The 25,585-nt window shown below is 50.3% G+C and carries 24 protein-coding genes; 18 read left to right on the top strand and 6 right to left on the bottom strand.

Annotated elements, in window-relative coordinates:
- Window positions 1–335: 335 nt before the first annotated feature.
- The 3 genes from P4D80_RS18335 to pgl all read right to left on the bottom strand — a co-directional run bounded on the left by P4D80_RS18335 (window position 336) and on the right by pgl (window position 3,576).
- Window positions 336–1,802, bottom strand: coding sequence for a protein kinase domain-containing protein (locus tag P4D80_RS18335; RefSeq protein WP_421655447.1), 1,467 nt, complete (start codon window positions 1,800–1,802; stop codon window positions 336–338).
- A gap of 246 nt (window positions 1,803–2,048) precedes the next feature.
- Window positions 2,049–2,804, bottom strand: coding sequence for an FHA domain-containing protein (locus tag P4D80_RS18330; RefSeq protein WP_421655446.1), 756 nt, complete (start codon window positions 2,802–2,804; stop codon window positions 2,049–2,051).
- Window positions 2,805–2,853: 49 nt separating this feature from the next.
- A complete protein-coding gene (gene pgl / locus P4D80_RS18325) occupies window positions 2,854–3,576 on the bottom strand; it encodes a 6-phosphogluconolactonase (RefSeq protein WP_421655445.1) in 723 nt (240 codons plus the stop codon).
- 419 nt (window positions 3,577–3,995) lie between these two features.
- Between pgl and P4D80_RS18320 the strand changes: the two genes are divergently transcribed.
- The 5 genes from P4D80_RS18320 to P4D80_RS18300 all read left to right on the top strand — a co-directional run bounded on the left by P4D80_RS18320 (window position 3,996) and on the right by P4D80_RS18300 (window position 10,596).
- Window positions 3,996–4,754, top strand: coding sequence for an HpsJ family protein (locus tag P4D80_RS18320; protein ID WP_421655444.1), 759 nt, complete (start codon window positions 3,996–3,998; stop codon window positions 4,752–4,754).
- 698 nt (window positions 4,755–5,452) lie between these two features.
- Window positions 5,453–6,175, top strand: coding sequence for a DUF502 domain-containing protein (locus P4D80_RS18315; RefSeq protein ID WP_421655443.1), 723 nt, complete (start codon window positions 5,453–5,455; stop codon window positions 6,173–6,175).
- Window positions 6,176–6,205: 30 nt separating this feature from the next.
- Complete coding sequence (gene nusB / locus P4D80_RS18310) at window positions 6,206–6,832, top strand: transcription antitermination factor NusB (protein ID WP_421655442.1); 627 nt, start codon at window positions 6,206–6,208, stop codon at window positions 6,830–6,832.
- A gap of 16 nt (window positions 6,833–6,848) precedes the next feature.
- Window positions 6,849–8,531 carry a signal recognition particle-docking protein FtsY gene (ftsY, locus tag P4D80_RS18305; RefSeq protein ID WP_421655441.1) on the top strand — a complete coding sequence of 561 codons (1,683 nt, stop codon included), beginning with the start codon at window positions 6,849–6,851 and terminating at the stop codon, window positions 8,529–8,531.
- Between the two features lie 625 nt (window positions 8,532–9,156).
- Window positions 9,157–10,596, top strand: a complete 1,440-nt coding sequence (locus P4D80_RS18300) for a PP2C family protein-serine/threonine phosphatase (RefSeq protein WP_421655440.1) — start codon at window positions 9,157–9,159, stop codon at window positions 10,594–10,596.
- 56 nt (window positions 10,597–10,652) lie between these two features.
- On the opposite strand, the gene P4D80_RS18295 is transcribed toward P4D80_RS18300, so the two are convergent.
- Window positions 10,653–11,465 carry a carbohydrate ABC transporter permease gene (locus P4D80_RS18295; RefSeq protein ID WP_421655439.1) on the bottom strand — a complete coding sequence of 271 codons (813 nt, stop codon included), beginning with the start codon at window positions 11,463–11,465 and terminating at the stop codon, window positions 10,653–10,655.
- A 649-nt stretch (window positions 11,466–12,114) separates the two neighbouring features.
- Between P4D80_RS18295 and P4D80_RS18290 the strand changes: the two genes are divergently transcribed.
- From P4D80_RS18290 to folE, 5 genes are all read left to right on the top strand, one after another.
- Complete coding sequence (locus tag P4D80_RS18290) at window positions 12,115–12,810, top strand: aldehyde oxygenase (deformylating) (RefSeq protein ID WP_421655438.1); 696 nt, start codon at window positions 12,115–12,117, stop codon at window positions 12,808–12,810.
- Between the two features lie 343 nt (window positions 12,811–13,153).
- Window positions 13,154–14,194: a long-chain acyl-[acyl-carrier-protein] reductase gene (locus P4D80_RS18285; protein WP_421655437.1), complete on the top strand. Its 1,041-nt coding sequence runs from the start codon at window positions 13,154–13,156 to the stop codon at window positions 14,192–14,194.
- A gap of 80 nt (window positions 14,195–14,274) precedes the next feature.
- Window positions 14,275–15,255 (top strand): acetyl-CoA carboxylase carboxyltransferase subunit alpha, encoded by a 981-nt coding sequence (locus P4D80_RS18280; RefSeq protein ID WP_421655436.1) that lies wholly within the window; start codon window positions 14,275–14,277, stop codon window positions 15,253–15,255.
- 355 nt (window positions 15,256–15,610) lie between these two features.
- Window positions 15,611–16,336, top strand: a complete 726-nt coding sequence (locus P4D80_RS18275; RefSeq protein WP_421655435.1) for an SDR family oxidoreductase — start codon at window positions 15,611–15,613, stop codon at window positions 16,334–16,336.
- Between the two features lie 77 nt (window positions 16,337–16,413).
- Window positions 16,414–17,121: a GTP cyclohydrolase I FolE gene (gene folE, locus P4D80_RS18270; RefSeq protein WP_421655434.1), complete on the top strand. Its 708-nt coding sequence runs from the start codon at window positions 16,414–16,416 to the stop codon at window positions 17,119–17,121.
- 292 nt (window positions 17,122–17,413) lie between these two features.
- On the opposite strand, the gene P4D80_RS18265 is transcribed toward folE, so the two are convergent.
- A complete protein-coding gene (locus P4D80_RS18265) occupies window positions 17,414–17,752 on the bottom strand; it encodes a hypothetical protein (protein WP_421655433.1) in 339 nt (112 codons plus the stop codon).
- Window positions 17,753–18,058: 306 nt separating this feature from the next.
- On the bottom strand, window positions 18,059–18,622 hold the full coding sequence (locus P4D80_RS18260) for a DUF721 domain-containing protein (protein ID WP_421655432.1): 564 nt from the start codon (window positions 18,620–18,622) through the stop codon (window positions 18,059–18,061).
- A gap of 295 nt (window positions 18,623–18,917) precedes the next feature.
- Between P4D80_RS18260 and P4D80_RS18255 the strand changes: the two genes are divergently transcribed.
- The 8 genes from P4D80_RS18255 (at window position 18,918) to P4D80_RS18220 (ending at window position 25,461) form a co-directional block, all read left to right on the top strand.
- Window positions 18,918–20,381, top strand: a complete 1,464-nt coding sequence (locus P4D80_RS18255; protein ID WP_421655431.1) for an SPOR domain-containing protein — start codon at window positions 18,918–18,920, stop codon at window positions 20,379–20,381.
- Window positions 20,382–20,559: 178 nt separating this feature from the next.
- Window positions 20,560–21,312: a PspA/IM30 family protein gene (locus P4D80_RS18250; protein ID WP_421655430.1), complete on the top strand. Its 753-nt coding sequence runs from the start codon at window positions 20,560–20,562 to the stop codon at window positions 21,310–21,312.
- Between the two features lie 502 nt (window positions 21,313–21,814).
- A complete protein-coding gene (locus P4D80_RS18245) occupies window positions 21,815–22,615 on the top strand; it encodes a PspA/IM30 family protein (protein WP_421655429.1) in 801 nt (266 codons plus the stop codon).
- A gap of 100 nt (window positions 22,616–22,715) precedes the next feature.
- Window positions 22,716–23,090: a thioredoxin gene (gene trxA / locus P4D80_RS18240; protein WP_421655428.1), complete on the top strand. Its 375-nt coding sequence runs from the start codon at window positions 22,716–22,718 to the stop codon at window positions 23,088–23,090.
- A gap of 191 nt (window positions 23,091–23,281) precedes the next feature.
- On the top strand, window positions 23,282–24,454 hold the full coding sequence (locus tag P4D80_RS18235) for an LL-diaminopimelate aminotransferase (protein WP_421655427.1): 1,173 nt from the start codon (window positions 23,282–23,284) through the stop codon (window positions 24,452–24,454).
- Between the two features lie 93 nt (window positions 24,455–24,547).
- The gene (gene mraW / locus P4D80_RS18230) at window positions 24,548–25,021 is read left to right on the top strand and encodes a 16S rRNA (cytosine(1402)-N(4))-methyltransferase (protein WP_421655426.1); all 474 of its coding nucleotides are present in this window, start codon (window positions 24,548–24,550) and stop codon (window positions 25,019–25,021) included.
- The gene (gene rsmH / locus P4D80_RS18225; protein ID WP_421655425.1) at window positions 24,963–25,403 is read left to right on the top strand and encodes a 16S rRNA (cytosine(1402)-N(4))-methyltransferase RsmH; all 441 of its coding nucleotides are present in this window, start codon (window positions 24,963–24,965) and stop codon (window positions 25,401–25,403) included. The genes mraW and rsmH overlap by 59 nt, the downstream gene beginning before the upstream one ends.
- Window positions 25,381–25,461 (top strand): hypothetical protein, encoded by an 81-nt coding sequence (locus tag P4D80_RS18220; protein WP_421659564.1) that lies wholly within the window; start codon window positions 25,381–25,383, stop codon window positions 25,459–25,461. Before rsmH ends, P4D80_RS18220 begins: the two co-directional genes overlap by 23 nt.
- Window positions 25,462–25,585: the final 124 nt, after the last annotated feature.

Raw genomic sequence — 25,585 nt, 5'->3', positions numbered from 1 at the left:
GTATATCATTGTATAGCGGTAGTCATTATGGTTAGGACGGGGTGCAGGGGTGGAACCCCTGGCTGGGGGCGCAGCCCCCACTCCCTCTCTAATTCCAATGTCCTAACGCACCCGCGTAGAGTTATATATCTACGGTCATTACATAAACTTTACCGAACCTCCATAAAGTTCACGTCAAGCCAGGTAGATTCTCATAGATTCTTTAAATAAAGTAGGAATGTAAGGGGAAGAAAAAAGAACGAAGAAGGAAGAGAAAGAAGGAAGAAAAAGAAAAGGGAAAGAAACTGGGAGACGGGAGGCAGGATTCAATTCAGAACTCATCTACTCCTCCACCCTTAGGCTTCCAGCATCAAACTTAAGGCTTCTGCTACTTCACGAGCACTGCTGTAACGGTCTTCCAATGGAGGGTTAGTCAACTTGCGAATCACCGTCACCATCTCTGGAGACAGGCCCGGTACGTATTCCGGATACAGGCGAAAGCCTTGCTCACGCTGGGCATAGAATTCCTGGGGTTCTTTTCCTGTCAACAGATAGACCAGTACAGGTCCCAGCGCATACAAATCAGATGCAGGGGTTGGATGCCCCCGTCGCTGTTCCGGTGCGGTATAGCCTGATGGGGCGAGGGAAGTGTCTTCTGCCAGTTCTTTCAGGGATGCAAAGCCTACAACCGCAATGGTGTAGGGGTTGAAGGTGGAGGGGCGCTGGATCAGGTTTTCAGGTCGAATATCCTGGTGGATGAAGGGTAATGGCTGCTGATGCAGGTAATCGAGAACATCACAGACCTGGAGGATGGTTGCGATCGCCTCATCTTGAGAAAAGGGGCCATTCTTCATGACCTGCTGGCTGAGGTCTTGCCCATGGACCCACTCCATAATCAGGTAGGGTTGCCCCTCCGCCAAGAAGAAATCAACAAAGCGAGGAATCCCTGGATGGCTCAACTGAATTAAAGCTTTTGCTTGCTGTTCAAATAGCTCCAGGGCCTTTGGGTGATGCATCCATTCCTGGCTCAGCGTCCTCAACAGCAGGCTTTGACCATTTCGCCAGACCACTTGAGTAATGCTAATTCCATCATCCTTGAGGGTTTTGACCACCTGATACTCAACCAGGGTTTGCAATATTCGGAGTGGCTGCCCACTGGTTTGACAAAACAAAAGATCTTCTGAATTGCTCTGATCTGGGCTTTTGCCCACAGGATTGTTCACGACAGGAGTGGCTGCCGAGGGGGAATGTTCCTGGTCAACCGCAGTAGACGGCAGCTTTCCCGCTGCAGAAGGCCCGGCATCTTCCGACTCTGGCTGGTATGTGATGGGTAGGGGGTCGCTGGCAGGGTTGGCCGATACTTTTGGCTCCGTACTGCTTCCAGAACGACCTTTCTCTCTTTGAGCCAGCGTCTTTTCTCCAGCCAGGCTTTGGGAGGCTTTCGGAACTGCCTGCCCGATGTGAATTTGAATATTGGGGCCAGACCGGGCCAATCGAATAATCACTCCGTCCTCAACGGGAACTTGAGTCACCCGTTTGCCATCTAAATAGGTTCCATTAGCACCCAGGTTGACAATTTCCCAATGGGAGTTAATCTGGCGTAGCTCTACGTGATGGCGTGAGACAACCGCGCTGTAAAGGATGACATGGTTATCTGTCGAGCGCCCAATCCGAATAACGGGCTCGTGTTCAAAAGTCCAGTTTTGAACCGGAGTTAAGTGGATTGGATGCAGAAGCGTTAGCGTAATCACACTGGCGGCGCAGAGTCTATAGCAGGTGACAGAGAGCAGGGGCAGGCGTCGGATGTAGAAAGGGTAATACACATCACTGAGACGATACTACCTGTCCTACCATTATCCTGACGATCGCTATCAATAGGAGGTGGGGAGGGAGATTGCTAGTGTTTTCAAAGTTTGTTTCTATCCTACGTTGCTTTCGCTGAAGTTGAACCCGAAACTTCTCAGGTGGAAATGGAATGGGAGAGTGACAGGGGTAGTGAGAGATGGGGGGGTGATTACTCTTTACATCTATTACTCCCCTACTCCTTTACTCATCCCCCCTTCTACTCATCACGAAATTTGAAACAGAAACGTCACCTTATCGCCCTTGCCCAGAGCGATGCGATCGCCCGATCTGAGCCGATGGCGATTCCCGGTTGGGAGGGGTGAGTTGTTGATATAGGTGCCATTGGAACTGCCCACATCTTCAATGTAGAAGGCGTCCCCCTCAATCCGAATATCGGCGTGAACCCGAGAGACAATCTCAGAATCTGGAAATCCTGAAATATCAATGTCGGGGGGGATACGATCGTTCGGTTTGCCGATATGAATGACCGACAGATTTTGGGGTAACTCAATCGAGGTGCTGGTTTGCACGTGCACCAGCCAGGCAGTGTGATGCTGTAACTGGGTCTTAAAACTCCCAGGAGGGGAGGCGATCATAGGAGTTTTTTCAACTTCTGGTTGCTTCGTCACGGGAATCGGGGGTGGCATTACTGGAGGAGCCACTGGGTTGGATGAAACAGGAGTTGGTGAAGGAGTGGCAACTAGAGGTTCTAATGGCAGTAGGGGGTCAGGAGGAACCAGGTCAGGAATGCCCGACAGTGAAGACGAGGGATCAGGAGAAACATTAGTGTTCATAGTGTTTGCTGCTGGAACTCTGGCTGCCCGTAAATCGAACCCACATTGACCACAGAAGCTGGCATCAACCTGTACCGTCGCTCCACAGTTGGGGCAGTTTGTAGTAGCCGGTAAGGGCGTGTAGCACGCTTCACACTGAACTGCCCCATCTGGATTTTGATGATTGCAATTTGGGCAAACAATCATGGACCTTTCCTTTCACCAGGCAAAGCCTGCTGCGTGATTTCTACTGTTATTATGTCTTCAAATCTTGTCCTGCTAACTGATCGAGGAACCACCAAAGCTCTCCCTGAGGTTGAATCAGCCGGGCAGGGTAGGTTGTTGCATCGGCCTCAGGGGCAAAGATTTGATCCAGCGCATGGCGTTTGCCTGCACCCGCGACGATAAAGATGACTGTATTAGCATGGTTAATCAATGGAACGGTGAAGGTGAGGCGGGGTTGCCCATCTTTATTGCCTACGGTGATGAGGCGATCGCGCACCTGCAATGCCTCTGTGTGGGGAAATAGGGAAGCCGTATGCCCATCATCCCCCATTCCCAACAAAATGATATCAAAAACAGGGAACTCTCCCGGCTGCACCTGGAAAAACGCTTGAAGCTCGGCTTCGTATTTGCTGGCGGCATTTACTGGGTCGGCTTCATCGGTTGGCATGGGGTGGATGTTCATCGCCGGTATCGCCACCTTGTCTAACCAGGTTCGCCGTGCCATTCCCTGATTGCTGTCGGCATGGTCGGGGGCAACGTACCGTTCATCACCCCAGAACACGTGGATACTCCGCCAGGGGAGGTCTTGAGTGGCAATATGTTCATACAGTGGCCTGGGCGTATTACCGCCCGCAAGTGCGATGGTACATTGCCCCCGTCCAGCGATCGCCGCTTTCATCTTGTCCAGCACGACCTCTAGCGATCGCTGAATTAATGTTGCCGAATCTGGCAATACCTCAACCATTCTGTTCATCGTTTCCGCTGTCTCCCAATGACGGGCACCCACAAACCCTAAAAGCTAATCGTTAAAACCCCATTTAATCGAGACTTTGCTTCCTACAGCATCCTATCTGAATTAGGAAAAAACTTCTCCAGGGAAAAAATTCCCCGCAGGGAAAGACTTTCACAGATCCCTTGCTTCACAAAGTATTTAGAACTGATATAGCATTTACGCCATTTGTGAACAAAGGGGGGCTTCGCCCACACAAAGTGGTTCCACCCATGCACCCCATTCAAATTTTAAGAAAGATCGCTACATGTCTAAATTTCTATGAAAATCGGCTTTTTCAGCCAACCTGCCCAATTTTGAATGCAGGAGAGATTCAAACCAGTACTACTATAAGTGGTTGGCAGAGTAATTCTAGTTAACTTCATACCAAATCACAAAAAGCAATGAAATCGCCAAGCCTGACTCCTCTAACCTCCTTCATCCTCAAACTGGTTGGGGGCGTACTGATCCTCTCTTATCTCATCGACCTGGTGTTGTACTTAACCGCTGCTAACTTTCAAAACAACCAGTGGGTGATGACGTTGACCACCCAGCTTGTAGATCGGGGATTTATTCCTCTAGTTGGGTTGGCGGCTTTGTTTGCCGGCTTCTGGATTGAAAGCACCGCTGACACTGCTAGAGAGTCCTCTCAAGGATTGAAACTGGCTGCCCTCTGGCTTGCTAGTGTTCTTGGCCTGATGTTTTTGTTGATTGTGCCGTTGAATGTTAATGCCACTCGCCTGGCTGCTGAAGAGCAGGTGAATAAGATTGGGCAGGAAGCCAGCAAAGCCGAAGCTCAACTCGACACGCAGGTGCAGCAGTTTAAGGCACAGCTAGATCCCCAGCTTGCGGTTCTTGACCAGGCCATTAAAGGAGGCCAATTTCAAGGCGCTCAGCTAGAGCAGGCCAAGAAACAGCAAGAACAGTTACAAAGGCTTAAATCTGACCCCAAAGCTCTAGAAGCTCAGATTGCCCCAGAACGAGACAAGAAACTGAAGGAAATTCGCGACCAGAGGAAACAATTAGAAGAGCAGACCTATCGGGGGGCCCTACAAACCGGAATGCGAGTTGGGCTAATCAGTCTATTGCTGGCGATCGTCTATGCCCTGATTGGATGGACAGGGTTGCGCCAAATGTTTTACGCCCCGGAACGCAACCATTAAATGGGAACCCAAAATTCAGCATATAAGTAGCTCCACCCAATTCACTGTAATAGGAAAAATAAAAGCTGTGCCCCCAGGCAAGGGGGTTCCGCTTCATGCACACCCGAATCTATCTTCAATTTAATTTTGTCCAATGACTTACAGCAAAGAAGTAGTACCCAAATCCTAAATCGGAATGACGTTCAGAGAAATGGCAATTGGCTCCGCTCATCATCACCTCTTGAGGTCCCCAACAAAGATTGTGTCAAATGGAATACGGATCACCGTAGGATAGATTGGATGGATAGCATGATCCCATGCCTTTTCTTGTGGAACCAAGTGCTTTACAACAGGGGTTAGGAGCCAGAAGTTGCTCAAAACCAAAGCTTTCCTGGTCCGCAGCCCCTAATCCCTGGTCACTCTACTTTACCCCGACCCAAGTTATACGAGAGATACCTAAGATGTAGAAGTGGAAGTTTAAATGAGTGTGCTGCAACAAACCTTTACATTTCTTGTTGCAAGTCTTAAAAATATAGAGTGGGAGGGCTGAACTATGTTCACTGATTTTGACAACCCCCTAGAAGCTGAGGTTTACAGGTAGGTTTTAGTTAAACGCCCTGCATGCCTTGATCCCAGAGGTTTAATTTCTATATTTTTACGACCAATTAGGTTCTTAGTGTTGCTAACTGCAGTCAAATTTCAAGGAGATTGGGCAAGCCGTGCTCCAACGCTTTAAGCAAGACCTGAAGAATGACCTGATTGCTGGATTGCTGGTGATTATTCCACTGGCAACCACCATTTGGTTGACGTACACGGTCTCTACTTGGGTCATCGACTTCCTAACTCGCATCCCCAAGCAGTTGAACCCATTTGATGACTTACACCCGGTTCTGCTGAATTTGCTAAATTTGGTTATCGGACTGGCAGTTCCCCTGTTCTTGATCTTGCTCATTGGCCTGATGGCGCGGAATATTGTGGGCAAGTGGTTACTGGATTTCGGTGAGCGGTTGCTTCAGGCTATTCCCCTGGCAGGTTCGGTCTATAAGACACTTAAGCAGCTACTCGAAACACTGTTTAGAGATTCTGGTAATAGATTTCGACGGGTGGTGTTGGTGGAATATCCCAGGCAAGGTGTTTGGTCCCTGGGGTTTGTTACGGGGGTGATATCGGGAGAATTTCAGTCACACTTCTCGGGACCAATGTTGGGAGTTTTTATTCCCACCACTCCCAATCCAACAACGGGTTGGTACGCTATTGTGCCTGAAGATGCTGTGATCAATCTTTCAATGTCCATTGAAGATGCCTTTAAGGTGGTCATCTCTGGTGGTATTGTGAGTCCGGATACATCTGCTGTGACGTCTTTATCGATTTCGGGCAAACGTCCGCTTGAACCTTTTCTTGAGCAAAGCCATCCAGCGATCGCCCTTGAAGAGGAAGTGTAGTTCTCACTTGTCCTTATTTCTACATTTGCCATGCAAGCCCGTCGAATCGCTCGTGAACTGGCATTACTTAGCATCAGCCAACTACCTGCCAAACAGGAGCGATTGGAAATGCAGGATTTACAGGGGGTTGTGGTGGCTGCGGTTCGCACCCTTACTACCGAAGCCCAAGACGCCCTGGAGACAGCGTCAGCTGAGCTTCAGCAGAGCAATGCTCGCCTTCTGAATAGCGAAACCCGTGCGACAGATGTGCAGAGTGCGCGGGATATGGTACGAGAAGCGATCGAGATCACTCAAACTGCGATCAATCGTCTGGGCGTTGCTATCGAAGTACCAGAGTTCATCCAACTGGCGAACCAGAAGGATGTGCGGTCTTACACGCTGGAGCTGATTCGCACCTTAAAAGCAAATCGGGAAAGAATTGACCAGATCCTATCGCAAGCATTAGTAGACTGGCAACTTTCCCGCCTCGCGTGGATCGATCGGGATATTCTCCGCATTGCAGTGACGGAAATTTTATTTCTGGGAGTTCCTGATCGTGTCGCCATCAATGAAGCCGTAGAGTTGGCAAAACGTTACAGTGGGGATGATGGACATCGCTTCATTAATGGGGTCCTGCGCCGGGTGATGGATCAGGTTAAGACGGAGTTGCCTTCTTAGGAGACCAAGGATTGATATGACGTTTGACTGGTTTCGTCGGCGATTTGATCAACAGGCTGAAGAAGCTCAGACATCAGAAACTGAGCAAAGTGAACCCGCAGAGTCTGTCTCCGAACAGCAGGAAGAAGAAGCCGCTGCTGCTAAAGCCGCCGAGGATTATCTGAACTGGGCCAAGGCCGCCTACCAGAATATTCAGAAGCGACAGCAAACCCAGGCGACGACTCAAACGGCATCTTCTACAGCAGAGGCGACCGCTCCTCCGTCGCCACCAGCCCCCGTTGAAGCAAAAGCTGAACCTGCTCCACAAGATGTAGTTTTCCCGCAACCTGTCTCTGAAGCACCCGTCGAGACAGGTTCCCTCATTCCATCCGCTGAGCCAGTATCCATCTCAACCGGATCGGGCGTGGTAGCTGAAGCGCCTGTCGAACCCAGGCAAGATTTTCTCTCTGAGGAGACAGAAGTAGTTGCCTCAGAACCCATTGCTCCCATTACAGACCCTTCCCAAGAAACCGTTGTAGCGGCTGAAACGGCTACCCCACTTCCATTCTGGGCAGAGTCAGAGTCAGAGCGACAGGCTCGTCTGGAGCGGCTGAAGGAAACCGCGATCGCCGAACCTGAACCTGAAACCGTTTCTCCAGTCACCGTTACGACTCCAGCCGCACCCCTTTCAGAGATTGAATCCATTCCTGACCTGATGCTGGATGAGGGCTTCCTCTGGTCAGCAGAAGTTCTAGCATCCCAGGGACGACGCCCTGATCAGGTTTCTATTGAAGAAATTACCTGGTTGAAACGGCTGCGTCAGGGATTGGATAAGACCCGACGGGGATTGGTTAACCAGTTGCGGGCGATCGTCGGGCAGGGACCGCTGAATCAGGATGCGGTCATGGAAATTGAAGCGGCACTCCTGCAAGCAGACGTCGGAGTCGAAGCCACAGACGCCATCATCGACGCCCTTCAGAAAAAATTGCTCGACGAAACCCTCCCTCCCGATGCAGCCCTCAGCTACTTAAAACAAATCCTACGGGATATACTCGATGCTCCTCTGGGTGAAGCCAATTACCTCTTTGCGCCGCAAAAAGACACACTCAACATCTGGCTAATTACTGGCGTCAATGGTGCTGGCAAGACAACCACCATCGGGAAACTGGCCCACATTGCCAAAAAATCAGGCTACAATTGCTTGATTGCCGCCGCAGACACCTTTCGGGCCGCTGCCGTCGAGCAGGTCAAAGTCTGGGGAAAGCGCAGTGAGGTTGAAGTGATTGCCAACCCTGGGCAAAATACCGACCCCGCAGCCGTCGTGTTCGATGCAATTACCGCCGCCAGGTCACGAGGTACCGAACTGCTTCTGGTAGACACGGCTGGGCGACTGCAAAACAAAAAGAATTTAATGGATGAATTAAGCAAAATTCGCCGCATCATTGACAAAAAGGCAGAGAATGCCGTTGTCGAGTCTCTCCTGGTGCTGGATGCCACCCTGGGGCAAAACGGGTTACGCCAGGCCGAGGTCTTTTCCGAAGTCGCCCAATTGAGTGGTGTAGTGTTAACAAAACTGGACGGAACTGCCAAGGGAGGCATTGCCCTGGCCGTGGTACAACAGCTAGGATTACCTATTCGATTCATTGGTGCTGGCGAAGGCATTGAGGATTTACGCCCCTTTTCTAGCTACGAGTTTGTTGAAGCCCTGCTGAGTGGCTAATAGTCTGTCAATACTGTTTTAGGGTTTTCAACCCCCTAGATTACTACTCCCATCCACTCCTCTACCCCTTCAGGTAGGGAAAACCTCCCTTTAACCCCGTGGCAGAAAGTAGAATTTCGCGCTATCAATAGAAGCCAATGTAATAGGGGTGAGGGGAAGTTGTTAGTTGTTAGTAAGGGGTCAGGCGACAGACAAAAGGGTGGATGGTCAGTTATTAGTGTTGGTTGTTAGTTGTGAGAGAAGGGTGAGGGGGTAGAAGGGTAGATGAAACTCATTCACTCATCCACCCATTTACTCCATCACTCCCTGCCCTCCCACTCATCCACTCCTTTCCCCTTCTGACTCCTGGCTCCTGGCTTCTGGCTCCTTGTTAAGGTTGACAAACAGAAGCGAGATTTGCAGTAAACCTTATTTAAGGTTGGTAGAACGAAATACCGCATCATTTTGTTTATTCGATAGAATCTGTTGCAAAAATTGTCAACTTCCGTTCGAAGTAAGTTAAATTGATTTGACTCCATTAGTTGGAAATGATTTGGTCTCTGGTCTACTTGTTGCTCTCTTTCGCCAACAGGTGATCTGCTCTGTATCCATTTAGCGTGATGATGGTTACCTCATCCTGATCCCGATGACTGCTGTGCCCCTTCCTCGACAGCCATCTCAATCGAACGATCGCCCCACAACTTCGAGTAGTGGGGCGGCTCCTGACATCACGCCGGTGTTTGTTTTGAAAGAGCTCATTGCCCGGCTCAATCGAGAACAACATAAGATTCAGGATCTGCTAAGCTCTTTGGGTTTTGCACTGCGGAGCTTTAACAACCTCAACCAGTTTCTGGAACTCATTCCGTTAATGGCGAGCCGAGTGACAGATTCTGACGGAGGGGCATTGCTGTTGTTTAAGCCTAATGGACAGGTGCGCTTGGAACGATTGCACTGTCAGGACAGCAACTGGTGCCAGGATATTCGCAGAGCAATGGAGCTGGCAACCCGACAGGTGATGGCTTCCCTTCCTCCAACGGCTCCGGGCAAGCCTCTGACGTTGCCTCTGGGAGCGATCGCCGCCCTCGACCATCAAGTCAGCCACCATCTGGGAGGCAATATTCAGCTATTTGGCACGGCCATTCTGGTTAAGAATAACGAGCGGGGACGTCTCTACGTCTTTAGCCGCGATCCCCAATACACCTGGACCGAAACCCGTCAAAAGCTGGTTCGTCTGGTCGCAGACCAGACTGCCGTTGCAATTGAAAACGATGAACTCACGGTTGAGCTTCGCAAGAAGGAACGGCTGGATCGGGAACTGGAAATTGGGGCTGAAATTCAGTTGCGTTTGTTGCCGCGCCAATGTCCCAATATTCAGGGGGTCAGGCTGGCCGCCCGCTGCAAGACTGCCAATCGGGTTGGGGGGGACTATTACGACTTTATTCCAGCGAGCTATGACCAGATGCGATCGCGCAAAGAAGGTGGTAGCGAGTTGGGGCGCTGGAGTGTGGCGATCGGCGATGTCATGGGTAAAGGCGTCCCCGCTGGGCTAATTATGACGATGACACGGGGTATGCTGCGGGCAGAGGTATTGAACGGACACTCTCCAGCTCGAATTTTGCAACACCTGAACCGGGTCATGTACGCCGACCTGGAAAATTCCAACCGCTTTGTCACACTGTTTTACTCGGAATACGATCCGCAAACGCGCATCCTTTCCTACAGCAACGCAGCCCATAATCCACCCCTGCTGTGGCAGGTTGCGACAAAGACAATTAAACGGCTGGATACGCCGGGGATGCTAATTGGGTTAGATGCGGATACCCATTATCAGGATGCTCAAATTCAACTACATCCAGGAGACACCCTGATTTACTACACTGATGGCTTTACGGATGCGGCTAACCAGAGCGGCGATCGCTTCGATGAAGAAAACCTGACCCAGGCATTTCAGTGGGCCTGCCAGCACTGTAGCAGTCCCCAGGAAATCCTGGAATACCTGTTTGAGCGAGTTCGCAGCTTCACTGGCAACGCTGATCGCAACGCCGATGACATGACCCTGATCGTGATGCAAATCGTTGATGACTGACTTGAAAAAAGAAGTCAGAAGTCAGTAGCCAGAATCCAGAATTCCTATCATTGGGGCTAATTTTTAATCCCTGTCGTCGCAATTCCACGGATAAACTGGCGCTGTCCTAGCAGGAACAGTACGACGATAGGAAGCGTGGCGATTACAACGGCAGCCATCATCAATGCCCAGCTATTGGTGAACTGTTCCTGAAACTCAGCCAGAGCAAGCTGTACCGTTCTTAGCTCTGGCCGAGTCGTAAACACCAGGGGCTTAAACAGGTCATTCCACTCACCAATGAAGGTAAATAGAAACAGTGTCACCAGAGCGGGACGTGCCAGAGGCAACATCACCTGCCCAAGAATTTGTAATCGATTTGCCCCATCGATCGCCGCCGCTTCCTCTAGCTCAACGGGAATCGTCTGAAAGTACTGGGTCATTAAAAAAATGCCGAAGCCATTCACCGCAGTCGGCAGAATTAAAGCTGCGTAGGTATTAATCAGATGCCCCCACTTCAGGACCAGAAAGATAGGAATTACCAGCATTTGAAAGGGAATCACCAGCGTCGCCAGTATGATCAGCAAAATCGCTTTCCGACCCCGAAACCGCAGTCGCGCCAGAGCATACCCCGCCAGGGCTGAAGTCACAATTTGAAAAGCCGTAACCGCCAGAGCAACCAGCGCAGAATTGGCGAAGGCCAAGAGAAATCTCCCCTTTGCCCAGGCATCCTGATAGTTCTGTAACGTCCAGCCACTAGTCGTTCCGGCGACAGCACCAGGCGGCGAAAAAGAAGTCGCAAGCACGACTGCCAGGGGAAGCAAAACCAGCCCTGCCCCTACAAGCAGCAGGATGAGACTCAAAAGAGCCCACCAGTTTCGGATTGAACCCATCAACGCCGGTTCACTCGCGAACCATTGCCGCGAAGAAAAGAACGTTCTATGAAACATCCCTGCCGGACGATTGGTGTGGGGTAGGTTCGAGTGATCTTCAGGCATGACAGTTGACGCAATGAGTTTCAGAACTATAATTCATCCTCTGTAAGAACGCTTTATAGCGGTAGTCATTATGGTTAGGACGGAGTGCAGGGGTGGAACCCCTGGCTGGGGGCAAAGCCCCCACTCCCTCTCTAATTCCAATGTCCTAACGCACCTGCGTAGAGCTATATATATCCTTACAGAGGCAAACCATAGGTCTAACATAAGTAGTCATAGTGATCCTTCTTGAAATTCGAACGGCGTGCAGGAGTTCTACCCCTGCATGGGGGCGCAGCCCCTACTCCCTCTGATTAGAGTTAATTACGGCTACTTACTGTTCAATCCAATGATTTTATGGAATCTCAGGCAAAGGGAAGGATGAATCATTAAAGCTTGGAAATTGTGCCTGAATCTTGAATGGGTTAGTCGATTTCCTACATATAAAGAGCTAAAGTGATACAAGTATGAGTTTGATAAACCCTGTTACGGTAACCCTTTTTTGCTTAACCTAGTGTCCTAGCGCCGAGATGGGTATCGGCTGTATTCGTGAGGAGATAAGAGACCTATGCCGCAGCTTGAGGCTACTGCAGCAATCGACTTTCATAGTGAAACCTACAAAGACGCCTACAGCCGGATTAATGCGATCGTCATTGAAGGTGAACAAGAGGCCAACGAGAACTACATTAAACTGGCTGAACTGTTGCCAGAGAGTAAAGATCAGTTGCTAAGCCTGGCAAAGATGGAAAACCGCCACAAAAAAGGCTTTGAAGCCTGCGGACGCAACCTCAGCGTCACCCCAGATATGGAGTTTGCCCGCCAGTTTTTTTCTCAGCTTCACAAAAACTTTCAGGACGCAGCGGCTCAAAATCAGGTCGTCACCTGTTTGTTGATTCAGTCGTTGATTATTGAATGCTTTGCGATCGCCGCCTACAACATCTACATCCCCGTAGCGGATGACTTTGCCCGCAAGATTACCGAAGGCGTGGTAAAAGATGAGTACAGTCACCTCAACTTTGGTGAAGAGTGGTTGAAAGCAAATTTCGAGGCATCCAAAGAAGAATTAGAAGCTGCCAATCGCCAGAACCTGCCAATCGTCTGGAAAATGCTGAACCAGGTCGAAGCAGATGCCCGTGTTCTGGGCATGGAAAAAGAAGCCCTGATTGAGGATTTTATGATTCAGTATGGCGAAGCGCTTAGTCATATTGGCTTTAGCAACCGGGATGTCATGCGCCTCTCGGCCATGGGGCTGACCGCTGCCTGAACCAGGTGTATAAAAGAAAAGATGATGTTTTGGAATTTACCTCGTCAACACGAGGGATTCCTGGTTATCGTTTGCATCAGCCCAATCATTATGTCTACCAATTTGGTGAATCAGTCACCAGAATTTGGTGGCGCTGAATATCCATGGACGGAAACGAGGTTTCCATTCATACAACGCCTGCTCCGTACCAGAATCAGCAATATCTGGAATAAATGGTATCTTTGAGCACCTCTTTTGAGCCGCCTTTGCTGTTTGCTCAGCATCATTGTTTCAGCTACAGAGTCTGTCAATAGAACCTGTTATTCAGTAAAACCCGTTAATTTCTATAGAGATAGAGTTGTCCATGTTCGGTCTAATCGGTCATCTTACCAGCCTGGAACATGCTCAGGCAGTTGCGAAGGAGTTAGGCTATCCAGAGTACGCGGATCAGGGGCTTGATTTTTGGTGTAGTGCTCCACCTCAAATTGTTGACACCATCAAAGTCATCAGCGTTACGGGGCAAACTATCGAAGGAAGATACGTTGAATCCTGTTTTTTGCCCGAAATGCTGGCCGCCCGACGCATTAAGGCGGCTACCCGTAAAGTCATCAATGCCATGGCCCATGCCCAAAAGAATGGCATCAACATCACCGCCCTGGGGGGCTTTTCATCCATCATTTTTGAGAACTTCAACCTGGAGCAAATTAAGCAAGTCCGCAACGTCATTCTGGATTTCAAACGGTTTACGACGGGAAACACCCATACGGCTTACATCATCTGCCGGCAGGTTGAGCTGGCATCCCAACAATTAGGGATTAATCTTTCAAAAGCAACTGTTGCTATCTGCGGCGCCACCGGGGACATTGGTAGTGCTGTCTGCCGCTGGCTCAATACCCATACTGATGTGGCTGATATGCTGCTAATTGCCCGTAACCAGGAGCGCCTGAAGGCTCTGCAAGAAGAGTTGGGGCGGGGCAAAATTATGGATTTGCTGGAAGCGTTGCCAGAGGCTGATATCATCGTCTGGGTTGCCAGTATGCCGAAAGGAGTTGAAATTGACCCAACGACTTTGAAACAACCCTGTTTACTGATTGATGGGGGGTATCCCAAAAATCTGGCTACCAAAATCCAACATCCTGGTGTCTACGTTCTCAACGGTGGTATTGTGGAGCATTCCCTGGATATCGATTGGAAAATCATGAAAATCGTCAACATGGATGTGCCCGCCCGCCAGCTCTTTGCCTGCTTTGCTGAATCCATGCTGTTGGAATTTGAAAAATGGCACACCAATTTTTCCTGGGGACGCAACCGAATCACAGTAGAAAAAATGAAGCAGATTGGAGCAGTGTCAGTAAAGCATGGGTTTAGACCTCTCTTAGTGGAGGGGTTGGAGGTTGGAAGCTAGTAACGCCTCACACAAACTCTTAAAATGACAGTAGTGTGAGTGTTCTCCTTCTACTCCCAGCCCTAATCCCGATTCACCCTATGTCAACGACTGAACGCAAACTGATTCTTCTCGACTTTGAAAAACCCCTGGCAGAGTTGGAGGCACGGATTACGCAGATTCGTGAATTAGCAGAAGAAAATGATGTCGATGTTTCTGATGAAATTCGGCAGCTTGAATCGCGTGCCATGCAGCTTCGTCAGGAAATTTTCAGTAGCCTATCCCCGGCTCAGCGGCTTCAGGTTGCTCGCCATCCTCGTCGTCCCAGTACACTGGACTACATTCAAGCTATCAGCGATGAATGGATAGAACTGCATGGCGATCGCGCTGGTTCTGACGATCCTGCCCTTTTAGGTGGTGTTGCCCGCTTGAATGGGCAACCCGTGGTCATGCTGGGTCATCAGAAAGGGCGAGACACTAAAGATAACGTGGCCCGTAATTTTGGTCAGGCGTCTCCAGGTGGCTATCGCAAGGCGCTGCGATTGATGGAACATGCCAATCGGTTTGGGATGCCCATCATTGCTTTTATCAACACTCCTGGTGCCTGGGCAGGGTTAGATGCGGAACGCCTGGGGCAAGGGGAAGCGATCGCCCGCAATCTGCGCGAAATGTTCCGGTTTGAGGTGCCCATTATCTGTACGGTGATTGGGGAAGGCGGTTCTGGCGGCGCACTGGGGATTGGAGTGGGCGATCGCCTGCTCATGTTCGAACATTCCGTCTATTACGTGGCGTCACCAGAAGCCTGTGCTGCCATTCTCTGGCGGGATGCGGCCAAAGCACCCCAGGCAGCCGAAGCGTTGAAAATTACAGCCGAAGACCTGAGACAATTAGGACTGATTGACGAAATTCTCCCGGAACCTGTGGGGGGAGCCCATTCCGATCCTCTAAAAGCTACGGAGATTCTGCGCGAAGCCCTTCTACGGCACCTGAGTGAACTGACTCAAATGACCGGCCAGCAGCGGCGTGACCTGCGGTACCAAAAGTTTCGAGCAATGGGCGTTTTCAGTGAGCTTTCTGCTTAGCTGCAATGACCAATGCCACAAACACGAATTCTGAGTGATATAATATATTCGTAACAAATGTTCACAGTTTCCCTACTCTTTTAAGGGTTCAGAGAATATTGCATTTTGAAGTTGCCTTTTGAAATTAGTTGAATTAGCCAGGCTGGATTCCCCTATCTACCCAAAGCAGTGAAATCCTAGCCTGTTTCTGCTTATGACGTTTTAAGGATTGGAGCATTGTCGTTGTAAATTTCCTGATTTTAATCTCAATCTCAGCGAGTTCCCTTAACGTTTAAGTTCAGTCTGGTTCGGCCAGCGTTGCCTTCAACGGTGCAGAATTCAGATGATTTCAGGCTTTAGGACATTAGATTCTTTCATGACTTCACACGTAGAACGGCGTGCTCTCATTACCGGAGCAAGCAGTGGTATCGGTAGGGCAACCGCCTTGGCCTGCGCCCAGGCTGGCATCCATTTAGCGTTGGTCAGCCGTAACCAGTCTAGGTTAAACGCAGTGGCCCAGGAGGTTGCTGAGTATGGAGTAAAGGTGAACGTTTACTCTGTGGATTTGTTGCAAGTGGCTCAGGTGCGCGAAAGGATTGGGGCGATCGCCGCCGACATGGGAGTGGTCGATATCCTGGTCAATTCCGCCGGTATCGGCTACACCAGTTCTCTGGCCAACACCACTCTGGAAGACTGGCAACATGTACTCAATCTCAACCTCACCAGCGTTTTTCAATGCATTCAAGCCGTTTTGCCCCAAATGCGCCAGCGCCACCGAGGAACGATTATCAACATCGCATCCATTGCCGGTTATCAAGTCTTTCCCGATTGGGGAGCTTACTGCGTCAGCAAATTTGGGCTAGTTGCACTTTCTAAAACGCTGGCAGTCGAGGAGCGGGTTCATGGGATTCGAGTAGTCACCCTCTCTCCGGGAGCCGTAAATACTCCTATCTGGGATACCAATACCGTCCAGGCCAACTTCGACCGTTCCAAAATGCTGACCCCTGAGGATGTGGCACAGTCAATTCTGCACACAATTCTCATGCCAGAGCACGCTGTTGTCGAAGAACTCAAGCTGATGCCCAACGTGGGCACGTTCTAAAGTTTTCCGGTGTTTCTACTTCTTTTCGGCTTTGCCGAATTTTGTCCACATGTTCACGTAACTAATCTTGAATTGCCATGACTATCGCTTCTACTAATGGTTCCAACGGTTCTCAACCCGTTTCCCTCAAGCCATCCAAAATCCTTTCGACTCGCCCGGACCGCAATACCCTGAACGGGCAGGAAGAACCTAAACTACAAGTACCCCCAGAGGAAATTCAGGATGAAATGGTGGATGCGGTCAGAACGCTTCTATTAGGCGTTGGAGAAGACCCGGAACGCGAAGGGTTGCTTAAGACCCCAAAGCGGGTAGCAGAGGCAATGCGGTTTTTGACCAGCGGCTATCAGCAATCCCTGGAAGAAATTGTAAATGGCGCCATCTTCGATGAAGGGCACAACGAAATGGTTCTGGTGCGCGACATCAATGCCTTTAGCCTATGCGAACACCATATGCTGCCGTTTATGGGTAAAGTTCACGTTGCTTATATTCCCGATCAAAAGGTGGTTGGGCTTAGTAAGCTGGCTCGCATTGTGGAAATGTACTCCCGGCGTTTACAGGTACAGGAGCGTCTGACTCGTCAAATTGCTGAAGCGGTACAGGAAATTCTGGAACCGCAGGGAGTTGCGGTAGTGATGGAAGCCACCCATATGTGTATGGTCATGCGAGGGGTACAAAAACCCGGTTCCTGGACTGTTACTAGCGCCATGCTTGGAGTTTTTCAGGAAGATCAAAGAACACGAGAAGAGTTCTTGAACCTGATTCGTCACCAGCCTGCTTTCTGGTAGTCCGCTTAAACTATAGCAAGCTTATATCGTCGAAAAAATTCCTGCGGAATCCTTCCTCAAAAAGCCTCTCAATCTCACGACGGATTTAGGGCTGCTATAGTTGTGTGTTGATCTATAACTGATAATTTGTAGGGATGTTCTATGAAATATCTCTACAAATTTTTGGTTGATATAGCGCTCCTTCTTGAAATTGAATGGGGTGCAGTAGGGAAATCCTTGCGCGGGGAGAGGCCCTTGTTCGCCAATATTCACAAATGGTTTGTGGACACTAATAGGTTTAAAGCACAACTGTTTACATCCATAATGCCTGAATTCCAACCACTGACTTTGTAGATAGGTTTGTAGATAGGAAAGTGGGTTCTGTTTGAGCCTGCTCAGTTAAAGTAGAATTATTGACGTGAGGATTATTAGCGGCAACTGCCTCCTGGGCAACCACCATACGTTCTTGCCAACGCATGATTTGGTCCAGGTTCTCCCAGGATGGTGCAAAGGGCGGGATCACCAAAGAGCAAGCCTTCCATCCACCTTGAACAGCAGCATTCAGTTGCTGACAATGCCCACCTCGTCTTCCTTCTGGTAGATAATAGCGACAATGCCGACAGGCGAAAGTAGAAGAACTAATTCTTTTCATATAAAACATGTTTGAAAGTAGTTCCCCCATTCTGATTGACCAAATTACCCAGTGCGAAATCGGGAAAAATCCAAAGTGGTGATCCCAGGGAAGATCCAGGCGATTATCCTCAAAAATGAGAGTTTAGATTCTTTTTATTTTTGAGATAAGAAGAGCAACATTTAGTAGAGAGGACTCTCTTAAGTTTGGAAGTTAACCCACTGAGTTTCCTTAAAAAAAGGGTGGGGATCAACTAAAACGTAAAGCGAATCCCTGAGCCAACCATCCCTCCAAAGATTGAGAAACTACGGACGCAAGCTGTACATTTCACCACCGCTTAGCGGCACACAGAGCACAAACATTCCACCGTTCTAATTCTCCGAAGGGTGTGGGACAGTTGCATTGAGGGCAGAGGGGCAGATGTTGTGATCGCGATCGCACTGTTCTGGCCCAGCTTTGAAAAGCTTGTGTTGGGTCCATTGGTTCCTGATTGGGTCGGGCGCTGAAGGATGTGGCTGGCTCTGGCATCCAGCTAGGGTGCTGTTGCCATAGTTGAGCCTGCTGCTCTGTTCCAAAAGAAGGTTGTGGTGTAGAGACACCCTGCCATTGAGCGACTGAAAAGCGAATGTCGGCTACAGGAAACTTCAACCGCGCATTCAGTTTTTCCAGAATTCGCTGGCGCTCGAACACGAGATTTTGTGCCCAGACTGAACTGGAAGTTGCCACTCGTAAAACATTCCTTTGAATGGAAATGGGTTGCGCCTGAGCCGCCACAACTGGACCCACTACCTCAGCCCAACACTGGAGTAGGGATTGAAGTTGTCGTTGCTCTTTGGGCTGGTACTGAGTTCCCAGACTGTCTAAAACGTGATGAAGCGATTTGAAGCTCATAGTTTGGAATGAACGTGCAGATTCGCGTAAAAAAGTGTATAACTTTGCTCGATTCCCTATTCAAATTGCTGCCAATCAGTAATACTGGACGGCTATGGGTTCATGGAACAGGCATCTACTTGGTTAACGAACAGGTTGACGAACGGCAGATAGTTGCTTATAAATGGGATTTGCCCAGAGTTTACTCCCTCCGCCGCGTCAGGAACTGCTCTTTATAAAAAAACCTCCATTCGTTGAGCAGAAAAGTTTACATGACAGAAACGGTTTGTAGAGTGCTGGTAAAAGGAGCTGCGATATGCGCCAATTCCCCAAGATAGAGTCCCCCGCTGAGGTACCTGCTATCCAACCGCTGCACCCCATTTTGAGCAGTGCCCTCGCCAGTTTGGATATTCAGCTAGAGGAAGAGTTGGCGCGGTACCGCCGAATGCGGGTTAACCCAAACCGGGCTTCCCGACGTACCAATCGCCGTTCGGCTTCTAAACCGTTGGATTTAATTCGTGTTGCAGCTTCGGGGGACGGAGGTTTTTCTCCAGAGACAGTTAGCCCCGCGATCGCCACTCTTGCCCAGGATGGAGTTGATTTGCAACGGGTACCCCCGGTCAATCCGCCTGATCGCACCGCTGACCATTCGGTTTCCTCCCCCTATTCTGGAGATGGTGCGGTGATCGCTCCCCACCTGCAAACCTCGGACCTGGCAATTGCTCCCCAGCCGCCTGAAAGCCCCCTGGCGTCTGATCCCCCTAATGGCACGTCTCTTTCCCAGGAGCAGATTGAGGCGATCGTCAAACCCCTCAATCCTCAGAGCCTGGATGATTATCTGGAATCCTCGGAAGAGCTATTGAGAAGCCTAACAGAAGAAGAAGCAGCCGTTCAGGCAGAGCGTGGTTTTGTACAAAGTTTGTTGACCCCCCTGGGCGCTGGCTCCATGCTTCTAATGCTGTTATCCAGTGCGATGTTTGGCTACCTGGTCATGAATCCCTCCAGCGTCGGACGGCTATTTACGGCAGGCAATAGTGGTTCAGGTGGTGCGGGTAGTAACCAGAGTATTCAAACAGGAATGATTAGCCCGCAGCCCAACCTAATGATTAGCCCGCAGCCCAACCTGGCGGCTCAGGAGTTTAAAGATCTTAACTTGAACACTTTAGGGACGTTGAAGGCAGATTCATCCGTACCCCGATCCCCCAGTAATCTAACTTCCAGTGTTACTTCTTCCCCTGCACCGAAGGTTCCTGGTCAACCAACCATCACTTCAACTCGCCTGGGATCTGCTGGTAGCCCTGGTACAGCGACTACTGGAAACCAGCCCCCGGCCCCTTCCGCGCCGTTGGCAACTCGTTCTGAAGCCGCAGCACCTCCCCGGCAGGTAGCACCGCCGGTTAAAACCTATGAACCTCCTCAGTCTGCCCGCACCTATGCTGAACCCAGGCAATCAACCGCTTCCACAAAACCAGTTTCCATCCCTTCTAAGACCCGCTCTTACAATCCCGCCCCTGAGGTTCGCAAATCCACTCCTGTTCCGCCTGTGGGTTCTTCTGCTGAGGCCAGGTCTTCAAGCTCTTTTGATCGAAAGGTGGTAACTCACTACGATAGTGATCGCACCCTGGAAGAGGTCAAAAAAGTTGTTCCTGATGCCTATGTCAGAAACTTCCCTGACGGTGCCCGCATTCAGTTGGGGGCATTTACCAACGAAGCCGAGGCCGAGGCCAGGGTTCAGCAACTCCGCAATCAAGGAATTTCCGCCGAAGTGTATAAACCCTAGCGGCAAAGGGGAGGTACGGTAGTATTGAGAAAAGTTTTGAGTTAGAAGTTCTACGTTTTGAGTCAGGGCCAAAGGGAAAAGTCAGGAATCAGGAGTTGGGGCTAGGATCTGTTGCGGCTTGAACTCAGAATTCAAAACTCAAACTCAAAATTCAAAACTACCGACCACGGAGAGTGTCATGGGACTTTTTGACCGAATCTGGCGGGTGATTCGCGCCAACCTCAACAGCCTGGTGAGTAGAGTCGAAGATCCCGAAAAGATTCTGGAACAGGCGGTTTTGGATATGCAGGAGGAGCTGATCCAACTGCGGCAGGCTGTTGCGCAGGCGATCGCCACTCAAAAACGCACCGAGCGACAATGCTCTCAGGCCCAGTCTACGGCAGACGAGTGGTATCGTCGGGCTCAGATGGCGCTGCAAAAAGGGGATGAAAATCTGGCACGGGAAGCCCTGACTCGGCGCAAATCTTACCAGGAAACGGCAGAGGTGATGCAGGCTCAGATTCAGCAGCAGTCTGCGGTTGTGACCCAGCTCAAGCAAAACATGATGAAGCTGGAAAGTAAAATTGCTGAAGCGAAGACGAAGAAAGACCTTTACATTGCCCGTGCCCGCTCTGCTAAAGCCTCTCAGCAAATTAATGATATGTTGGGTCGCGTCGGCACGGGTAGTGCCCTGCAAGCGTTTGAGCAGATGGAGGAAAAAGTCTTGCAAATGGAGGCGCAGGCAGAGGCCGTTGCCGAATTGGGAATGGACGATTTGGAAAAACGGATTGCCGCTTTGGGGGAAGCCGATGAGGTGGAAGCCGAGTTGGCTGAGATGAAAACTCAGATGCTCGGCGGCTCTCAATCTACTGCTCAACTACCTGCCAGTGAAGCACTTCCAGAACCCGATCAAGAACTGGAGCAGCTGCGATCGCAAATCAAAGACTCCTAAATCCACCAGGTGTTACCCTATCACCCCATCACCCTATTACCCTTGCTCCTCCCGTCTGTCACGCGTCACCTGCCATAAGTAGCTCTACCCAATTAATCGTAAGAAGAAGGAATAGGGGCTACGCCCCCGGGCAAGGGGTAAACCCCTCCACCCTCGAATCTATCTTTAATTTAATTTTGTCCAGTTACATAGAAGTCTCTTAAAAAATTCGCCGTAAACTGACGATCGCCGCCTGAAATTTTTACACTGGAACCAGAGCGGTTTGTTTCTATTGAGAATCTTTACTTGGCGAGACTGCTCAAGATCAAACAATCTGCTCTCTAAAATTCAAAATTAGTTATAGCCATAGTCACCAGGCTTAAGACGGGGTGCAGGGGTAGAATCCCTGGTGGGGGCAAAGCTCCCACATCACCTTAAATCCAGTGTCCTAAGCAAGCTGGCGACAACTATAACATTTCAGCTTGCGATCACTCATTTCGTACACCACTGAAAGGAAATCATCATGGGACTATTTGACCGCGTTAGCCGGGTAGTTAGAGCCAACCTGAACGATCTGGTCAGCAAAGCAGAAGACCCCGAAAAAATCCTGGATCAAACCCTGATCGACATGCAGGAAGATTTGGTGCAGATGCGCCAAGCTGTTGCGAGCGCGATCGCAAGCCAAAAACGCACCCAACAGCAACTCAACCAAGCCCAGACCGAAGCAAATAACTGGCAACAACGGGCCCAACTTGCCCTCCAAAAAGGAGATGAAAACCTGGCACGAGAAGCCCTGTTGCGGAAAAAAACTCATACCGAAACAGCGGCTGTCCTCAAAGCACAACTTGATCAGCAGACTGCTACAGTTGATACCCTCAAGCGAAACTTGATTGCCCTAGAAGGCAAGATTTCCGAAGCAAAAACCAAGAAGGACATGCTCAAAGCCAGAGCCGCGGCGGCTAAAGCAAACGAGCAACTGCAAAATACGGTCGGTCGCATGAGCACCAGTAGCTCTATGGCTGCTTTTGAGCGGATGGAAGAGAAAGTCCTTCAGATGGAAGCCCGCTCCCAGGCAGCCGCAGAACTCGCAGGAGCTGATTTGGAAAGTCAATTTGCCATGCTAGAGTCTGGCAGTAATGTGGATGATGAGTTGGAAGCAATGAAGGCTCAGTTGCTGGGCGGTGCGCCTCAAGCCGCCCAGGCGCTTCCCGGTACCAAAACCGCCAGCAGCGGCTCCAGCAGCACCACAGCCAGCACTCCCGCCCAGGACTCCGCTGTGGATGAAGAACTGGAAACGTTGAAGACAAAGCTAGATCAATTGTAGGACGTGGTTAGTAGTCAGGGGGAAGGGGGTGGGTTCCATCCATCCTCCCACTCCTTCACTCCCCTACCCTCTTTGCCTAGTGATAACAAAACGCGTCAAAATGACTGAGGCAAATATTTTTTTCAAAGATGGTTTGGGAATGGGTATGAGTAGCGTGCAGGTTATTAGTGATGCTGAGTTTGAGACTGAGGTACTAAAAGCAGACCAGCCTGTGTTGGCGTATTTCTGGGCGTCCTGGTGTGGTCCCTGTCGGTTGATGTCACCTATTGTTGAAGATTTGGCGACGACTTATGGCGATCGCCTCAAGGTGGTTAAACTGGAAGTAGACCCGAACCCAGAATCTGTGAACACCTACCAGGTTGAGGGAGTTCCTGCACTGATCCTGTTTAAAGATGGAAAAGTGGTGGAAACCAGGGAAGGGGCACTCACTCGGCAGAAACTAGAAGAAATTTTGAATGCTCATCTATCATCGTAAAGCTGTATGAGCAATCCGCTAAGCTCTCTAGTGTTGCAAATCATAAATTTTGCAACATGGGAAAATGGGGGCTTCGCTCCCAGAGGGGGGCACCCCATCCACCCTCTTCAAAACTTTTGTTTTGATCTACTAGTGCAAGCGCTAAACTGGAATCTCCCCCTCTTTTGGAGTGCCCCGACCGCTGAGAACCTATGCAGTTTGCCAGGCGTTTAGACCCGCTCCGCTCCAATGTCTTCGCAGATATGGATCATGCGAAAGCTAGAGCCAGAGCCACCGGGTTAGAAATTATTGATTTGTCGCTCGGATCGTCGGATTTACCAACAGAGCCTCATGTGTTAGAAGCGATCGCTCAGTCCCTCACCGATCCAACAACGCATGGGTATCTCCTGTTTCACGGCACTCAATCTTTTCGGGAAGCCGCCGCTGCCTGGTATACCCGCAAATTTGGAGTAGCAGTCGATCCGGGAACGGAAGTTTTACCCCTGATTGGGTCTCAGGAAGGGACTGCCCATCTGCCGCTGGTGGTGCTTAACCCTGGCGATTTCGCGTTGCTGTTAGACCCTGGTTATCCGTCCCATGCAGGTGGAGTCTATCTGGCGAGCGGGCAAATCTATCCCATGCCACTGTTGGAAGAACGGGGATTTTTACCTATCCTGGAGGATGTGCCAGCTCCGGTGCTGGCACAGGCCCGTATGATGGTATTGAGCTACCCCCACAACCCCACCACGGCTGTCGCGCCCCTATCCTTCTTTCAGGAAGCGGTTGCCTTTTGCCAGCGTCATCATCTGGTGCTGGTTCACGATTTTCCTTATGCAGATCTGGTTTTCGATGGTAACCAGCCACCTTCTGTGCTTCAGGCAGACCCTGATAAATCGGTCTCAATTGAATTCTTTACCCTGTCCAAGTCTTACAACATGGGAGGGTTTCGGGTAGGATATGCGATTGGCAACCCCGATCTGATTCGGGGATTGCGTCAGGTGAAGGCATCCATCGACTTCAACCAGTACCGGGGCATCTTGAATGGGGCGATCGCAGCTCTTAATGGCTCCCAGGAGGGTGTCAGAACCGTAATTGATACTTTCCGTCGCCGTCGGGATGCTTTTGTCGATGCCTTGCATAGTATTGGCTGGGCAGTCCCTACTCCTTCAGCAACCATGTATGTCTGGGCAAAATTGCCCGAACCCTGGGTGAATGATTCGGTGGCGTTTTGTACTCGACTGGTAGAGGCAACGGGTGTGGCAGTTTCTCCCGGTGCCGGGTTTGGCAAATCAGGGGAAGGTTATGTCCGGTTTGCCCTGGTTCATGAACCTTCTGTTTTGCAGATGGCTGTCGGAAAGATGGCTCAGTTTTTGGGTGACGGCTAAAAGTAGGGGCGCAAAGCCCTGTTTTGGCTAGGGGGATAGGCTGTTGATGGTCATTGCGGTCAAAAATTGCTGTAATGGTTGAGAACCAACAGTTTGGATTCCCCCATTCTTCGGAACGAAATGGATAAAGCCGATCCTCCAGTTTCAGAGTTTATCCATGTGCCTGTGCTGGGAGCGGAGGTTGTGGAGGGGTTGGCCGTTCACGCTGGTGGGCATTATCTGGATGCCACGGTGGGGGGTGGGGGGCATAGTCGGTTAATGCTGGAGGCAGCAGCGGATGTACAGGTGACGGCTTTAGACCAGGATGGGCAGGCGATCGCAGCGGCTCAGCAATCTCTTTCTGATTTCAAACAGCGGGTTCACTTTCAGCACACCAACTTTGCCACCTTTGAACCTGGAAGCACTCAGTTTGACGGAATCCTGGCCGATTTAGGGGTAAGTTCAGCCCAATTTGATATTCCCGATCGCGGCTTCAGCTTTCGGTTAGAAGCTCCCCCTGGATATGCGCATGGATCAACGCCAGGAGTTAACAGCGGCGGATATTATCAACCACTGGGACGAAACTAAACTGGCCAATATTTTCTACACCTATGGGGAAGAGCGGCTCTCGCGCAGAATTGCCTGGCGCATTGTAGAGCAGCGTCCCTTTCAAACAACCACAGAATTGGCAGAAGCGATCGCCCATGCCGTTCCAAGAGCCTACCGCTATGGCAGAATTCATCCGGCTACCCGTGTTTTTCAGGCCCTCCGCATTGTTGTCAACCAGGAGTTGGATGTCTTAGAAACCTTTTTAAGAAAAGCACCCAACTGGCTAAAACCAGGTGGTCGGTTAGTTGTAATTAGTTTTCACAGTCTGGAAGATCGAATTGTGAAACACAGGTTGAAGGAATCTCCACAATTGCAAGTGTTGACGAAAAAAACCGATCTTGCCAACGCAAGCAGAAGTTGAAGGCAATCCCAGATCCCGTTCTGCCAAGCTACGAATCGCAGAACGGTTACACCTCTGAGGGTTCCAATCTTCTCCTAACCGCCCCTTGGCAAGGGGCGGTTAGGAGGCGGTGGGGTGATGTGCAAGGTTCATCATTTATAGCGGTAGTCATTATGGTTAGGACGGGGTGCAGGGGTTCCACC

This window comes from Leptothermofonsia sp. ETS-13, from assembly GCF_049200465.1.
In the GTDB taxonomy this organism is placed as follows: Bacteria; Cyanobacteriota; Cyanobacteriia; order Leptolyngbyales; family Leptolyngbyaceae; genus Leptothermofonsia.
The sequence above is the reverse complement of the archived record's forward strand: the minus strand, read 5'-3'. Positions and strand labels throughout refer to the sequence as shown.

Coding starts and splice junctions, on each gene's coding strand:
- P4D80_RS18285 (WP_421655437.1), top strand. CDS start 13,154: ATGTTCGGTCTAATCGGTCATCTTACCAGCCTGGAACATGCTCAGGCA.
- nusB (WP_421655442.1), top strand. CDS start 6,206: ATGCAAGCCCGTCGAATCGCTCGTGAACTGGCATTACTTAGCATCAGC.
- P4D80_RS18295 (WP_421655439.1), bottom strand. CDS start 11,465: ATGGGTTCAATCCGAAACTGGTGGGCTCTTTTGAGTCTCATCCTGCTG.
- P4D80_RS18260 (WP_421655432.1), bottom strand. CDS start 18,622: ATGAGCTTCAAATCGCTTCATCACGTTTTAGACAGTCTGGGAACTCAG.
- P4D80_RS18275 (WP_421655435.1), top strand. CDS start 15,611: ATGACTTCACACGTAGAACGGCGTGCTCTCATTACCGGAGCAAGCAGT.
- P4D80_RS18245 (WP_421655429.1), top strand. CDS start 21,815: ATGGGACTATTTGACCGCGTTAGCCGGGTAGTTAGAGCCAACCTGAAC.
- ftsY (WP_421655441.1), top strand. CDS start 6,849: ATGACGTTTGACTGGTTTCGTCGGCGATTTGATCAACAGGCTGAAGAA.
- folE (WP_421655434.1), top strand. CDS start 16,414: ATGACTATCGCTTCTACTAATGGTTCCAACGGTTCTCAACCCGTTTCC.
- P4D80_RS18280 (WP_421655436.1), top strand. CDS start 14,275: ATGTCAACGACTGAACGCAAACTGATTCTTCTCGACTTTGAAAAACCC.
- P4D80_RS18265 (WP_421655433.1), bottom strand. CDS start 17,752: ATGAAAAGAATTAGTTCTTCTACTTTCGCCTGTCGGCATTGTCGCTAT.
- P4D80_RS18235 (WP_421655427.1), top strand. CDS start 23,282: ATGCAGTTTGCCAGGCGTTTAGACCCGCTCCGCTCCAATGTCTTCGCA.
- rsmH (WP_421655425.1), top strand. CDS start 24,963: ATGGATCAACGCCAGGAGTTAACAGCGGCGGATATTATCAACCACTGG.
- trxA (WP_421655428.1), top strand. CDS start 22,716: ATGACTGAGGCAAATATTTTTTTCAAAGATGGTTTGGGAATGGGTATG.
- pgl (WP_421655445.1), bottom strand. CDS start 3,576: ATGAACAGAATGGTTGAGGTATTGCCAGATTCGGCAACATTAATTCAG.
- P4D80_RS18300 (WP_421655440.1), top strand. CDS start 9,157: ATGACTGCTGTGCCCCTTCCTCGACAGCCATCTCAATCGAACGATCGC.
- P4D80_RS18290 (WP_421655438.1), top strand. CDS start 12,115: ATGCCGCAGCTTGAGGCTACTGCAGCAATCGACTTTCATAGTGAAACC.
- P4D80_RS18320 (WP_421655444.1), top strand. CDS start 3,996: ATGAAATCGCCAAGCCTGACTCCTCTAACCTCCTTCATCCTCAAACTG.
- P4D80_RS18255 (WP_421655431.1), top strand. CDS start 18,918: ATGCGCCAATTCCCCAAGATAGAGTCCCCCGCTGAGGTACCTGCTATC.
- P4D80_RS18250 (WP_421655430.1), top strand. CDS start 20,560: ATGGGACTTTTTGACCGAATCTGGCGGGTGATTCGCGCCAACCTCAAC.
- P4D80_RS18330 (WP_421655446.1), bottom strand. CDS start 2,804: ATGATTGTTTGCCCAAATTGCAATCATCAAAATCCAGATGGGGCAGTT.